The organism is Gammaproteobacteria bacterium (genome assembly GCA_032250735.1).
GTDB lineage: Bacteria > Pseudomonadota > Gammaproteobacteria > SZUA-152 > SZUA-152 > SZUA-152.
Genome location: JAVVEP010000004.1, coordinates 39,180 through 52,905 on the forward strand (window position 1 = coordinate 39,180; position 13,726 = coordinate 52,905).

Consider the following 13,726-nt stretch of genomic DNA (forward strand, 5'->3'; position numbering starts at 1 on the left):
TGCAAACAGCAAAACTGAAACTATAAATGCGTTTTTAAACGCTGTTTTATCACCTAAATCCAAAGCCAACTCACCACCGATTTGCAGCAGCTGCACGACATGTCGCACCCACTCAATCGGTTCGCGCCGATTTGCCTTGTTTTATAGACTCTTTTGAAAGCTTTCGCAATATCGCAGAACCCATAGAATGGACTTTTTTCGTGCTATCGCATTATCAACACGCTACTATATAGGTGTATTTCAGCCTGAAACCTCATCCGATGGATTTGTTTTTTGCGCCGTCTAGAAAAAACAAAGGATCAATGTCGCCATGGGCAAAGACCCAACGCCGAAATCTCCCCATCAGTCACTGCCAGAAATCCTGCATTCCGAGATTGTTGCGCGCACCGATATGTTCCGCATCGAACGCCGCGAGCTGCGCTTCAGCAATGGCACCGAGGTCCGCCACGAGCGCCTGATCGGCTCCGAAAATGGCGCGGTGCTGATCGTGCCACTGCTTGACCAGAACACCGTCTTGCTAATCCGCGAATACGCCACCGGCGTCCACCGTTATGAACTGGCCCTGCCGAAAGGCCGTATTGAAGCCAACGAGACCTTGCTGGACGCCGCGAACCGCGAGATCATGGAAGAAATCGGGCACGGCGCGAACAAACTGCATCATCTCACCAGCCTGACGGTGGCTCCGGGGTATCTCAGCCATGCAACCCATATCGTGCTGGCAGAAGACCTCTACGCCGAGAGACATGCCGGGGACGAACCCGAGGCCATCGAAGTGGTACCCTGGCGGATGGACAGACTGACCGAGCTGTTTGCCCACGAAGAGTGTACGGAAGCGCGCAGTATTGCCGCCTTGTTTATGGTACGTGAACACCTGGCGCAACGCGCCGGGGCCTGACCCGCCGTCACCAGCAATGCCTAACCCGTAACGATCAATTTGGAATATAAAGGAAGTACCTGTGCCCAGTACCGCAGACCAAACACTCATCAAACCTGTTATCGATTTGGCGGTACAGGCCGGGCACCGCATCATGGAAGTTTACGACACCGAATTCGATGTCGAGCACAAATCCGATGCATCACCACTGACGGCGGCCGACATGGCCGCACATCACACCATCGTGGAAGGCCTGAGCAAGCTGACGCCGGAGATACCCATTCTCTCCGAAGAGTCCGCCCACATCCCCTTTGCCGAACGCGCCCAATGGCAACGCTATTGGCTGGTCGATCCCCTGGATGGCACCCGTGAATTCGTCAAACGTAATGGCGAGTTCACCGTTAACATCGCACTTATCGACAAACATGAATCGGTGCTCGGCGTCATCTATACGCCGGTGACGGGCGCTACCTATTATGCCGCTCGCGGTGCCGGCGTCTTCAAAATGGTGCTGGGTCATGCCACGCACAGCGTGGACACCCCTGCCACCGCCATCCATACGCGGCCCAAGACACCAGCCAGCACCATCATTGCCGGCAGTCGCTCGCATCGCGGCGATTCACTGGAGGCCTTTCTGCAACGGCTCGGCGACTATGAGATCATCAGCATGGGCAGCTCGCTGAAGTCCTGTCTGGTCGCCGAAGGCAGTGCCGACCTCTACCCCCGCCTCGGCCCGACGTCCGAATGGGATACCGCTGCGGCACAGTGCATCGTCGAAGAGGCAGGCGGTTGCATCATCAAAACCGATGGCGAGCCCTTACGCTACAATACCAAGGACTCACTGCTGAACCCGCACTTTCTGGTCATTGGTGACCCCGAATACGACTGGCGGCGCTTTCTTTAAAGGTGCCCTGCTTTGCATGCTGTGCTGAGGCGGATCCAGCCGGCCCGCCGGGGAACTTCTCTCTGCTGACAGAGACAGATACACTTGACGCCAGATTCAACGTTTTCATCTGAACCATTCACTCGATCCACTTACTCAACCCACTTACTCAACCCAAGGAAACCATCGTGAAAAAACTACTCATGCTTAGCGGCCTTGCTGCCGTTTTCGCCCTGCAGGCCGGCGCCGCTATCGCCGCAAAACCCAGCACCGATAAGGAAAAGTTCAGCTATGCCATCGGCTTCCAGGTCGGTCAGGGCTTTAAACGCGACAATCTGGAAATAGATACCAAAATGATGGCCGACGCCATCAACGATGTATTGGCCGACAAGGAGCCACAACTCAGCCTGGACGAAATGCGCACCGCCATGGAATCCGCCCAGCAAGAACTGCTGGCCGAACGCGCCAGCAAGGGTGAAAAGGCCAAATCCGATGGCCAGGCCTTTCTCGCCGCCAACAAACAGAAGGAAGGCGTGATTACCCGTGACAGCGGCCTGCAATACAAGGTCCTGCTTTCCGGCAAGGGCAAACAGCCCGGCGCCGAAACCTCCATCACCGCCCATTATCGCGGCACACTCATCGATGGCACCGAGTTCGACAGCTCCTATCGTCGCAATAGCCCAGCCACCTTCAACGTCAACCAGGTGATTCCCGGCTGGAAAGAGGTGTTGCCGCTGATGCATGAGGGTGACAAATGGCAGGTCTTTATCCCCGCAGAACTGGCCTACGGTGAGCGCGGTTCCGGCAGCGCCATCGGCCCCAACGAGACCCTGATCTTCGAGATCGAACTGATCAGCGTCAACAATTAAACAACGCTTATTGGTGCATGACTGCGCAGCTGCCGTCTTGATAGTGCCTGTCTGACGATTTGCAAAAACGACTCGACCTATTACACCGGCTGCTGCGCGCTCATCCCGCCGGGCTCAGCGAATATGAGCTGATCATGGCCCTTGAGGCCGAGCACGGGGCGGACTTTAGCCGCGACCAGCTGCGCGATCCCCTCTCCCTGTTTCAGACCCATTTTCTGTTATTCCACGCCCTCTACCGTTTGCGCGACCAGCTATGGGAATCACGGATAGCGCGGCTCGATATCCACACGCTTGGCATCCGGCTGCTTCCCTTTAAGACCGCAGGCGCGGCCCAGCTTGCCGAACACGATCCCCTGCGCGACTACTATCTGGATCTGAACCATCTGAACATCACACAGGCCGGCGATGTAGAAAAATTACTCACGCAATTCTGGGCGCGCTTCGTCGGCGACGACGATCGCCGTCAGGCCCTCGCCACCCTTGAGCTGGAAGACCCGGTGGACTGGCCGGCCATCAAGACCCAGCACCGACGCCTGGCCATGCAACACCACCCCGATCGCGGTGGTGACGAGGCGCGCCTGCAGGCCATCAATGTCGCCATGGATATCCTGGCGCGGGATGCACGTTCGCGATAAGTGCTGCAATACGTGGCGTAAAAAGCGCCGCAAAACAAAACGGGGAGCCACTGTTCAGGTGGCTCCCCGTTTTTTTACCTTGCTGTCGCGGTTCAATCGTGACCGAGATTAAACACCCTCAGATCGCTGGCGACCTTGATCTCTCCCTGATAACCCTGGGCACGCACCAGCCTCTTCACTTCCTGCAGGCTGTTTTCCGTATTGGGCGTGATGTGCGACAACACCAGTTTTTTGGCCATGGCCTCGGCGGCGACCTGGCCCATGCGTGACGGGGTGGTGTGCAGCTGCAACATCGCCGGGTTCGGGTGGCTATCCATGATAGCCGTATCATAGATCAGCAGGTCCGCATTGCTGGCGATGGCCGCCATATTGCCGGACTCTGAATTGGTGTCGCCCGAATACACAATGCTCTTGCCCTTGTATTCAATGCGGTAGGCCACCGCAGGCACCGTGGCGTGTTTTACCGGCATCGCGGTCACGGTCAGGCCGCCCTCATCCAGCACCAGCTCCGACACACCGCTCGCCCAGTCGGAGCCCAGATCGTGGCCCATATAACTGAACGTACCCGCGTTGATGACACCGGTGAAACCATTCAGGTAACGCTCGGTGCCATTGGGCAGGGCGTAATGGCCATCCACATAGGCTGTGGTATCGGGGAAGCCGCCGTTGCTGCTGGCAGGGCCCCAGATGTGAATCGGTGCATCCCGGGTAGCGCCTGCGCCGGCGGTATGAAAGTAGACGGTCTTGATCACCGATGAGAGATCCCCGGTATGATCAATGTGCAGATGCGTCAGCAGCACCCGATCGAGATCCTTCACATTGACGCCGCTCTCCGCAAGGCTCTTGAATGCGCCGCCACCCACGTCCATCAATATGCGCGGTCGGCCGTCGGTAAAGATCAGATAACTCGCGGCAGCCCGACCGGCGGAGGCGAACGGGCCACCGGAACCCAACACCATCACCGACAGATCCCCCTTCACCCTGTCCACCGCCAGACGTTTGTGGTCCTTTTTATCCGCAAACGCCGGACTGGCCAACACGGCGACCAGTAAACCCGTGCCCACGACCTGCGCCTTCAGCATCCTTTTAATCTGCTGCATTTTTATCTCCTTTTCCCTGTAATAGTTACCTGTCGCACGAATGTCCGACAGTCGCACCCATTCAAACATGTTGCGATCAATTACACGATGGTTTTGCGTTGTTTCATGTGCGCCGCAACAATCGCGCTGGTCGTACAGTGTCGATCCGGCGGGAAATGTTACGGATGGAGAAGATATTTCCGCTAGAGTTTTACATCGCGCAGCTGGCTGGCCGCCACTTCCGGGCTCACCGTGTTGACGCACAGACCGGCGCCCAGCTCGAAGCCGGTGGGGATGCTGGTGCGCGGACAGATTTCCAGATGCCAGTGATAACTGTTGTTCACCGAGTCTGGCGCATGATGCGGCCGGGTGTGCAGAAAATAATTGTACTGCGCGCCGCCCAGCACGGCGTCCAGACGCGCCATGGTGCGGCGCATGATGCCACCCAGCTCCAGCAGGTCGGTCTCGCTGATCGCCTGGAAATCGGCCTGATGATGGATGGGCAGAATATGCACCTCCCATTCATAACGGCTGGCAAAGGGCTTGATGGCGATAAAACGTTCACCCCGCTCAATCACATACTGACCCACATCCAGCCGACGGCGCACCTTGCCGGACTCGCGATCATAAATGGTCGCTTCGAAGGTCAGCGCCTCATCGATCAATGAGCAGAAGATGCAGCGGTGATGCTTTTGATAATACTGTTCGCTGCCCAGCACCTCGGCCTGCACATTCTCCGGCACCACCGGCATGGCAATGATCTGGCTGTGGGTGTGAGGGATGCTGCCGCCGGCGGCCGGGCCGAAATTCTTGAACACCAGCACATAACGCAGTCGCTCATCGGCGGCATATAACTGCGCCATGCGGTCGCGATAGGCGCCGAACAACATCGCCAGATGCTGCTCGCTCATCTCGTGCAGACTGATGCCGTGATTGTGGTGGTCGATAATCACCTCATGCCGCCCATAACCATCAATAGTCTGCTGCAGGCCAAACGAGAAATCCGCGCTCGGCCGGTCGTCTCCCAGCACCGGATAGAGGTTCTCCACGATGCGCACCTGCCAGTCCCCGTGCTGCGGGTAGGTGGCGATCTGCGGTGGCGTCATGTGCTCATTGCCCGAACAGAAGGGGCAGGTTTCCACGTGGGCGCGGGTATCGCGCGGCGCCCGCTGCTCCGCCTGTTTGGGACGCAGGCCGCGGGCGGTGGCCACCAGCACGGATTCGCTGGGTACCACCGGATTGATGCGGATCTCCCGGAGGACCTGTTCCGGCTCTGTTGCTGCACTGGATGGTGACTGTGACACGTGGCGACTCCTGTGATTTTCCCAACTTACCTTTGCAAACTTACACCAGTCGCGGCGGTGAGCGGCTAAAACATTTTGATTCCGGCATAAATCGACAGACGATCAAAACGACCTGCAACGGCTACAGCACCCAGTCGGTGAGATGCTGCTGCAGGTCCTCGACCTCGGTTTCGCTCACCACCTGCCCCCGTACCGAGATGCCCGCCGCGTGCACCGACTGCGGATCGTGACTGATCAGCGGGTGCCAATCAAACAGGGGCTGGCCCTCCGCCAGCAGGCGATAGGCGCAGGTCTCCGGCAGCCATTGAAATTCCGCGATACGCTCCGGCGTGAGCACGGTGCAGGCCGGCACCCGTCGCTGGCGGGCGGCATAGTCACTACAACGGCACGCCTCGATATCCAGCAAGCGGCAGGCGACATTGCACACATACACCTCGCCGCTGTCTTCATCTTCCAGCTTGTGCAGACAGCACTTTCCACAGCCGTCACACAGCGACTCCCACTGCGCCGCATCCATCTCCGCCAGCGGAGTCTGTTCCCAGAATCGCGACATCAGTCGCCGCGCCGCCAGGCATGAAACCGCGCCACCCAGCGCAACAGGGCCTGCGGCTGGTGCTGCCGCCGCCAGACGCCGGCGACATATTTGTTCGCCTCCGCCAGAGTGGGATAGATATGGATGGTGCCGAGGATCTTGTTCAGGCCCAGGCCGTGTTTCATCGCCATCACGAATTCGGCGATCAGCTCGCCGGCATGGCTGCCCACAATGGTCACCCCCAGGATCCGGTCCTTGCCCGGCACGGTCAGCACCTTCACCAGCCCCTGCGCCTCGCCGTCGGCGATGGCCCGATCCAGATCATCGATACCGTAGGTGCTCACCTCATAGGCGATGCCCCTCTCCCGCGCCTCCAGCTCGTTCAGCCCCACCCGCGCCACCTCGGGGTCGGTAAAGGTGGCCCAGGGAATCACCGAATAGTCCACCCGAAAACGCCTCAGCGGCTGGAACAGGGCATTCACCGCGGCATACCAGGCCTGATGCGCCGCGGTATGGGTGAACTGATAGGGGCCGGTCACATCGCCACACACAAAGATGTTCGGATAATTGGTGCGCAGAAATTCATCCGCCTCGATGGTACCACCGGGGGCCAGCCTTATCCCCAGCGCCTCCAGCCCGAAACCCTGCACATTGGCCTTGCGCCCCAGGGCGATCAGCAGCTGATCAAACTCGATGCGCACCTCGACGCCCTGATGCTCGCACACCAGCACCCGCTGGCCCGCCACCATCTCCGCACGCCGGGCGGCATGGCCGGTGAGCACCTGCACGCCGTCTTGCCGAAAACACTCCTCCACCAGTTGCGCCACCTCACTATCCTCCCGGGGCAGCAGCTGGTCACCGCGCTGCACCAGCACCACCTCACTGCCCAGCCGCTGAAAGCTCTGCGCCAGCTCGCAGCCGATGGGGCCGCCGCCCAGCACCAGCAGGCGCCGCGGCCGTTGGCGCAGGCCCCACACCGTGTCCGAGGTGAGATAACCGACCGTCTCCAGTCCCTCGATGGGTGGCACCGTCGGACGCGCCCCGGTGGCGATAATGATATTTTTTGCGGTCACGGTCCTGCCGTCGACCTCCACCGCGTAGGGCGACACAATCTTTGCCTCGGCCTGGATCACCTCCACACCGAGCCCCTGGTAGCGGGCCACCGAGTCATGCGGTTCGATCTGCCGGATGACCCGCTGCACCCGTTCCATCACCTCGGCGAAATCGAATTCCACCGTGGCCTGCTGAAAGCCATAGTCCCGGGCCCGTTTGGCATAGTGCAGCATCCTGGCGGAGCGGATCAGCGCCTTGCTGGGTACACAGCCGGTGTTCAGGCAATCACCCCCCATGTGCTGTTTCTCGATCAGCACCACCCTGGCCTTCACCGCTGCCGCAATATAGGCCGACACCAGCCCCGCCGAGCCGCCGCCGATCACCGCGATGTTGTAGTCAAACCGCCGGGGTTTGGGATAGGCCCTGAGCGCGCGCCGCGACGTGATAAAGGCCACCCCCTTTTTGGCCAGCAGGGGGAAGAGGCCCAGCAGGGCAAAGGACAGGATCAGCCCCGGCGACAGGATGTCCGCCGGCGATGCCAGCGCACCCAGCTGACTGCCCGCGTTCACATAGACAATGGTGCCCGGCAACATGCCGAGCTGGCTGATGAGATAAAACCGCCATGCCTTCATCGGCGTCAGGCCCATCACCAGGTTGATCATAAAAAAGGGAAACAGGGGGATGAGGCGCAGGGTGAACAGGTAAAAGCCCCCTTCGCGCTGCACCCCGGCATTGATCGCCTTCAGTTTGTCGCCAAACCGCTGCTGCACAAAATCGCGCAACACAAAGCGTGACACCAGAAAGGCCAGGGTGGCGCCGATGGTGCTGGCAAAGGAGATGACCACCAGCCCGGTGGCCAGCCCGAACACCGCGCCACCGGCCAGGGTCATCACCGTGGCGCCCGGCAGCGACAGGGCGGTCACCGCCACATAGATAAGAAAGTAGGCGAGCAGGGTCATCAGCCGGTTGTCGGCATAGAAGTCCAGCAAGGACTGATGCCGGGATTGGAGATAGTCCAGGCTCAGGTACTGATCGAGACCCAGGCCGAAAAAGGCCCCGGCCAGGATCAGCACCAGCAGGATCAGCCACAGGCGGGGGCTCAACAACGACTTCATGGGGATTCCTTGATTGACATCATTTATTTGTTCTTCCGCCATGCAGTCTCGGCACACTTGCCCGCGTTACACCTGGCAGGGGTGTGGACCTATTCGCGCAGCGGATGGCGTACAATCGAAACCTCATCTATTTGTCTATTGTCTATCGCCACACGCTGTTGCAATACTCTTGCATTACTATGACACACCCTTAACCGCGCGGCAGTATTGCGCCAGCGTACGGCGCATACGCTTCGCCACAGTGATTTGCCACAGCGATTTTCCACAACAACCTGACGACCCCCCGAGGCAGCCATGAACCAACCCGACCACAGCACCGAATCCCGCATCCTCTCGATGGTGAAGAAGGTGCTCACCAATATCGCCAAGGATACCCACACCGCCCCCGGCATGCGCCACCCCCTGTCCGACAGCACCATCAACGACATGCGCGCCTGTCTGGACCTCATTGTCTCCCGCGAGGCCGAGCTCAATGCCCAGGGCGGCAATGTCACCCCCCAAAAGCCCCGCTTCATCGACGAGCCCAGCGACCGCGTTGTGGTCCAGTTCGATCCCCGCAAGCCCGCCGACAAGTCCTGAGAGCCACCCGTTCACCCACCCCTTTTCGCACACTCCCGGGGCCAGCAGCCCCTTCCAGGTCCGCCAGGCTCCGGGCGGGCCTAACCACTGCTGACGTTCACGAAAACGATAACCTTACCGGTACTTTGGCCTGGCGAATGATACATCGCTGCGGCATAGACTATATTGAATAGGTAGGCAGATGGCTCACCGCCGGTGCCGTAAAAGGGAGTTGACGGACATGCGATTTTTCAGATGCCACAGTTTACAGTCACTGGCGATAATGCTTGTGCTACTACTCGCCGCCTGTAGTGGCGGTGGCGGCGGCGGTGACGGTGGTTCCAGCTCCCCGACATCGCTCCCCTCCAGCCTCACCCGCATTGACATCACCCCCAGCCAACCCTCCCTCGCCAAGGGTACCGCGCTCTCACTTACCGCTACCGGCATCTACAGCGACAACACTACCCGGGTGTTGAATGGGGAGGTCAGCTGGCAGTCCAGCGACACTACTATCGCCACCATCGACGACAGCGGGAAGATCGCCGCCGTCGATGCCGGCACGGTGACTATTGATGCCAGCCTGGGCAGTGTCAGCGCCCAGATAGAGCTCGACGTCAAGGCGGCGGAACTGATTCAGCTGCTCATCACCCCCGAGGCCCCGGTGCTGCCCCAGGGCACCACCCTCGACCTGTCCGCGCGGGGACTGTACAGCGACGGCAGCAATCAGGTGCTCACCCAGCAGGTCAGCTGGGAGAGTGACGACAGCAGTATTGTGGTGATCGATGTCGCGGGGCGGGCACAGCCGCAAGCCATCGGCAGCACCACGGTCCGCGCCACGCTGGCGGGCATTACCGGCAGCCAGACCCTCACCGTGAGCGATGCCGTATTGGAAAGCATCGAGGTCAGCGCCGCGTCCGGCAGCCTGCCTCTGGCCCACTCACAGCCGCTGCTCGCCCTGGGCCATTTCAGCGATAACCGGCTGCAGGATATTACCGAACAGGTGGACTGGACGAGCAGCGCACCCAATATCCTGGCCATCAGCACTGCCAGCGGCAGTCGCGGCCTGGCCACCGCCCTGGCCATCGGCGAGGTGACCATAACGGCCAGCCTGGTGACGACCGGCGGTACAGTCAGCGGCACCCTGGATCAGCGCGTCACCGCCGCCACCCTGGTCAGCATCGAGATCTCCCCGCCCAGTGCGTATCTGGCCGTCGGCACCCGGCAGGATTTTCGGGCTACCGGTCGCTACTCCGACGACAGCATTCGGGATATCACCAGCGCGGCCAGCTGGGTTAGCGCCGACGCCGGTGTGGCCCTGGCCAGCAATGTGGTCGACGAGCAGGGCCAGACCCTCGCCCTGGCGGCGGGTAACACCACCATCACCGCCAGCCTGGACGGCGTCAGCGGCGAGGCCAGTCTGGTGGTCAGTTCGGCAAAGCTGCTCTCCATCACGGTGCTGCCAGCGGAGCTGTCGCTGCCGCTGAGCATCCAACAGACCCTGCGTGCCGAGGGCAATTTTTCCGATGGCTCGGTGCAGGACCTCGATGGCCAGGTGAGCTGGGAGTCCGAGCGGCCCACCATCGCCGCCATCGATGCGGGGACACTCAGCACCCTGCAGCCGGGCAGCGCCCGCATCAGCGCCCGGCTGGGAGCGGTGACCGGATACAGCCTGGTGACCGTCAACGCTGCCACCCTGGACAGTCTGCGGATCGATCCCCCCAGCTCGACCCTGGCCATCGGCACCCAAACCCAGCTGCAGGCCTTCGCCCTCGATACCGACGATAAGGAATGGGATGTCACCCAGCAGGTCAGCTGGGACACGGCGATCCCGGCGGACAGCACCCGGCTGCGCGCCGACAACAGTGCGGGCCAGCAGGGGCAGTTGACGGCTCTGGGCGGCAGCGGCGATGTCCTGGTGACCGCCAACCTGTATGAGATGCAGGCACAGAGCACCATCAGCATCAGCAATGCCAGCCTCAGCGGGCTGCGCATCACTGCCGCCAGCGACAGTCTGGACAGCGCCGAGGCCCAGCAGCTCACCGCCTGGGCCGATTTTGATGACAGCAGCAGCCAGGCGCTCGACGCGCAGGTGATCTGGAGCTCCGATCGACCGGGCCTGGCCACGGTCAGCAACCAGGCCGCCGATCGCGGCCGGGTGCTAGCCGGCATCGGGGTCAGCGGCGACGCTGTCATCAGCGCCCATTTCGGCGGCCTCAGCGCCGCGTTTGACCTGACCATCAGTGACACCCCCCAACGACCGGTGTCCCTGGTGGTGCTCGCCACGCCCAACGCCCTGCTCAATAACGACATCGATCCCAGCGCCATCGAGGTGCGGGTACGGGCCGCCGACCCCACCAGCAGTGTTGCCGACGGCACCGAGGTCACGCTACAGGTCAGTCAGACGGGCAGCCCCCTGGGCAGCCCGGTGGTCCTGGGCACCACCGACGGCATCGCCAGCACCCGCCTCACCGCCACGGAGACCGGCCTGCTACAGATCGAGGCCAGTATTGACCCCGCCCTGCGCAACACCACCACCCTCTACAGCACCGCGAATCTGTTCGAGGTCATTGCCGGCGCCGCCTTTGACGATGCCCCGGCCGGTAGCGGCCCGCTGCTGCCGAAGGACACCCGTTTCGGGTTTTTCATGTTCAACCTGTCCAATCGGGATTTTCGACTGGACAAATTTGAGCTGTTTAACGACGGCGCCGTCCTCTTCACCACCACCAAGGCCTCTGACCTCAGCGGCAACCAGCTCAGCGGCGGACTGAAAATGGGCATCATCTATACCCTGACCACCGACATCACCGCTAATGGTATAGAAGGACACTACTCTCTCACCGACCTGGTCACCGGGATCCAATTCAAGCTCAAGTTTATCCGCCCCTGATCCTGCACCTATAATCCTGCACCCCTAGTCCCGCACACAGTCGCCCGCCACGGGCGGCCTAGCGGGTGGATGAGTGGGTGGTGAGGATCGTGAAAAAATAAATGGTGCCGATGAGAGGAGTCGAACCTCCGACCTACTGATTACGAATCAGTTGCTCTACCAACTGAGCTACATCGGCGTGGTATGGCGTGGGATTAAGACGAAGCGCTGGATCGCCAGGCTGGCGCGAGTATAAAGAGGGGTGCGGCTAAGGACAACTGTGCCGCGCGGCTTTATGGGGTTAAACGCACCCGCACGATGATATCGACCCCCTCCAGGACGGTCCCCGCAGGCGGGGGCGGCAGCGCCTGCAGCATCAGGTGCTGGGCATCGATGTCTTCCAGCTGACCGGTATCGACATTGAAAAAGTGGTGATGCACGCTGGGATTGGAATCATAAAACACCCGGCTGGGGTCGACGATCACCTCGCGAATCAGCCCCTTGCGGGCGAACAGGCCCAGGGTGTTGTACACCGTCGCCTTGGAGGCCACGCTGCCGGACTGATTCACCCGCTCCAGCACCTGCTCGGCAGAGACGTGTTGCGGCCGGTCAAACAGGATTTCTGCAATCTGGCGACGCTGCTGGGTGGGTGCGATGCCACACTGCTGAAATAGGTCGTCGACGGAGGGGACTGTCTGATTCATTGGTTCGTGCCCAGGCTGTTTCTACCACGCGGCCAGTATATCGCCGCAAATACACAGTGTGCAATGTCGCGCCGGCGGCCCGGCCTATACCGTGCTGGCGCAGGCGGCCAGCTGATAGGGTGTCGGATCCAGGATCGGCGTGCGCTCCAGCACAATGTCCGCCAGCAGTTCGGCCGAGGCCAGCCCCATGACCACCCCATTGCGAAAATGCCCGGCATTGATGTAGAGGCCGTCTACCTTCGGGTGGGCGCTGATAAACGGGATGCCGCTGGGGGAGCCCGGGCGCAGGCCGGCCCAATGGCGCTCCACCGGTACCTCCGCCAGCTCAGGCACCAGGGCGCAGGCCACCGCAATCAGGTCATTGCGCGCCTCGACGGTGACGGTCTTGTCGAAGCCCACCTCTTCCATCGTGCTGCCGGCCAGTATGCGGCCATCACGGCGCGGGATCAGGTAGTGTCCCTGATGCAGGACCACATGGTTGAGCAGGCCCGGCGACCCGCGAAACAGGATCATCTGCCCGCGCACCGGCATCACCGGCACCTCCTGCCCCAGATCCTTGAGCAGGGTGGCGCTCCAGGCGCCGCAGGCGATGATGACGCGGTCCGCCAGCACTTCGTTATATTCGGTGCGCACGCCGTTGATGCGCCCCTTTTTGGTCAGCAGGTGCGTGACCTCGGTGTCTTCCGCCACCCGCACCCCACGCTTGAGGAGATCCTGACGCAGGGCCTGGACCAGGAAGGGATTGCGTATCTGCGCCACCTCGGGCATCCACAGGCCGGCGGCGTGCCCTGCTCGCAGCGCCGGCTCCAGCCCCCGGATCTGCGGCCCATCGACCGCCTGCGCCGTGACCTGTTGCGCCGCCGCCCAGGCCATCCCCGGTTCGCGCTGATCCTCGTCCAGCACCAGCAGGCCGCTCCGGGTCCACTCCGTATCGATCCCCGTATCGCGCTCAAGCTCATTCGCCAGGGCCGGATAACGGGCCTGACTCCATGTCGCCAGCTCGTTCACCGGCCGGGCGTAGCGCCAGGGATACAGGGGCGAAAGGATGCCGCCGCCCGCCCACGAGGATTCCTTGCCCAGCTGGGCCCGCTCGATGAGCGTCACCTTCGCCCCCGTCCGACTGAGCGCGCGTGCGCTGAGCAGGCCGATGAGGCCACCGCCGACAATTAAAAAGTCCGTCATGATCTTCTGCTCAGCGCCTGCATTTTTGCTTCCGGGTTGATGGGTCTTGTTGCGTTCGGGTTTACGCGCCAG

The 13,726-nt window shown here is 61.3% G+C and carries 12 protein-coding genes and 1 tRNA gene; 6 read left to right on the forward strand and 7 right to left on the reverse strand.

The window, feature by feature from the left end; all coding sequences use genetic code 11:
• The first annotated feature begins 310 nt into the window (after window positions 1-310).
• The 4 genes from nudE to RRB22_03635 all read left to right on the forward strand — a co-directional run bounded on the left by nudE (window position 311) and on the right by RRB22_03635 (window position 3,261).
• Window positions 311-895, forward strand: coding sequence for an ADP compounds hydrolase NudE (nudE, locus tag RRB22_03620; protein ID MDT8383481.1), 585 nt, complete (start codon window positions 311-313; stop codon window positions 893-895).
• 61 nt (window positions 896-956) lie between these two features.
• Entirely contained in the window at window positions 957-1,778 is an 822-nt protein-coding gene (gene cysQ / locus RRB22_03625; protein MDT8383482.1) for a 3'(2'),5'-bisphosphate nucleotidase CysQ, read from the forward strand.
• 167 nt (window positions 1,779-1,945) lie between these two features.
• The gene (locus RRB22_03630; protein ID MDT8383483.1) at window positions 1,946-2,626 is read left to right on the forward strand and encodes an FKBP-type peptidyl-prolyl cis-trans isomerase; all 681 of its coding nucleotides are present in this window, start codon (window positions 1,946-1,948) and stop codon (window positions 2,624-2,626) included.
• A 47-nt stretch (window positions 2,627-2,673) separates the two neighbouring features.
• On the forward strand, window positions 2,674-3,261 hold the full coding sequence (locus RRB22_03635; GenBank protein ID MDT8383484.1) for a DNA-J related domain-containing protein: 588 nt from the start codon (window positions 2,674-2,676) through the stop codon (window positions 3,259-3,261).
• Between the two features lie 92 nt (window positions 3,262-3,353).
• On the opposite strand, the gene RRB22_03640 is transcribed toward RRB22_03635, so the two are convergent.
• From RRB22_03640 to RRB22_03655, 4 genes are all read right to left on the reverse strand, one after another.
• Window positions 3,354-4,361 carry an MBL fold metallo-hydrolase gene (locus tag RRB22_03640; protein ID MDT8383485.1) on the reverse strand — a complete coding sequence of 336 codons (1,008 nt, stop codon included), beginning with the start codon at window positions 4,359-4,361 and terminating at the stop codon, window positions 3,354-3,356.
• A 182-nt stretch (window positions 4,362-4,543) separates the two neighbouring features.
• The gene (locus RRB22_03645) at window positions 4,544-5,644 is read right to left on the reverse strand and encodes a DUF4931 domain-containing protein (protein ID MDT8383486.1); all 1,101 of its coding nucleotides are present in this window, start codon (window positions 5,642-5,644) and stop codon (window positions 4,544-4,546) included.
• A gap of 121 nt (window positions 5,645-5,765) precedes the next feature.
• The gene (locus RRB22_03650; protein ID MDT8383487.1) at window positions 5,766-6,197 is read right to left on the reverse strand and encodes a YcgN family cysteine cluster protein; all 432 of its coding nucleotides are present in this window, start codon (window positions 6,195-6,197) and stop codon (window positions 5,766-5,768) included.
• Window positions 6,197-8,344, reverse strand: coding sequence for an FAD-dependent oxidoreductase (locus RRB22_03655; protein MDT8383488.1), 2,148 nt, complete (start codon window positions 8,342-8,344; stop codon window positions 6,197-6,199). The genes RRB22_03650 and RRB22_03655 overlap by 1 nt, the downstream gene beginning before the upstream one ends.
• Before the next feature lie 294 nt (window positions 8,345-8,638).
• On the opposite strand from RRB22_03655, the gene RRB22_03660 reads away from it, so the two are divergent.
• The gene (locus RRB22_03660) at window positions 8,639-8,923 is read left to right on the forward strand and encodes a segregation and condensation protein A (GenBank protein MDT8383489.1); all 285 of its coding nucleotides are present in this window, start codon (window positions 8,639-8,641) and stop codon (window positions 8,921-8,923) included.
• Between the two features lie 262 nt (window positions 8,924-9,185).
• Complete coding sequence (locus RRB22_03665) at window positions 9,186-11,789, forward strand: Ig-like domain-containing protein (GenBank protein MDT8383490.1); 2,604 nt, start codon at window positions 9,186-9,188, stop codon at window positions 11,787-11,789.
• Between the two features lie 102 nt (window positions 11,790-11,891).
• Here RRB22_03665 and RRB22_03670 read toward each other — a convergent pair.
• From RRB22_03670 to thiO, 3 genes are all read right to left on the reverse strand, one after another.
• Window positions 11,892-11,967, reverse strand: a tRNA-Thr gene (locus RRB22_03670).
• 94 nt (window positions 11,968-12,061) lie between these two features.
• Complete coding sequence (locus RRB22_03675) at window positions 12,062-12,472, reverse strand: Fur family transcriptional regulator (GenBank protein ID MDT8383491.1); 411 nt, start codon at window positions 12,470-12,472, stop codon at window positions 12,062-12,064.
• An 84-nt stretch (window positions 12,473-12,556) separates the two neighbouring features.
• The gene (gene thiO, locus RRB22_03680) at window positions 12,557-13,654 is read right to left on the reverse strand and encodes a glycine oxidase ThiO (protein MDT8383492.1); all 1,098 of its coding nucleotides are present in this window, start codon (window positions 13,652-13,654) and stop codon (window positions 12,557-12,559) included.
• Window positions 13,655-13,726: the final 72 nt, after the last annotated feature.

Coding starts and splice junctions, on each gene's coding strand:
- nudE (MDT8383481.1), top strand. CDS start 311: ATGGGCAAAGACCCAACGCCGAAATCTCCCCATCAGTCACTGCCAGAA.
- RRB22_03640 (MDT8383485.1), bottom strand. CDS start 4,361: ATGCAGCAGATTAAAAGGATGCTGAAGGCGCAGGTCGTGGGCACGGGT.
- RRB22_03650 (MDT8383487.1), bottom strand. CDS start 6,197: ATGTCGCGATTCTGGGAACAGACTCCGCTGGCGGAGATGGATGCGGCG.
- RRB22_03655 (MDT8383488.1), bottom strand. CDS start 8,344: ATGAAGTCGTTGTTGAGCCCCCGCCTGTGGCTGATCCTGCTGGTGCTG.
- RRB22_03660 (MDT8383489.1), top strand. CDS start 8,639: ATGAACCAACCCGACCACAGCACCGAATCCCGCATCCTCTCGATGGTG.
- RRB22_03665 (MDT8383490.1), top strand. CDS start 9,186: ATGCTTGTGCTACTACTCGCCGCCTGTAGTGGCGGTGGCGGCGGCGGT.
- RRB22_03675 (MDT8383491.1), bottom strand. CDS start 12,472: ATGAATCAGACAGTCCCCTCCGTCGACGACCTATTTCAGCAGTGTGGC.
- thiO (MDT8383492.1), bottom strand. CDS start 13,654: ATGACGGACTTTTTAATTGTCGGCGGTGGCCTCATCGGCCTGCTCAGC.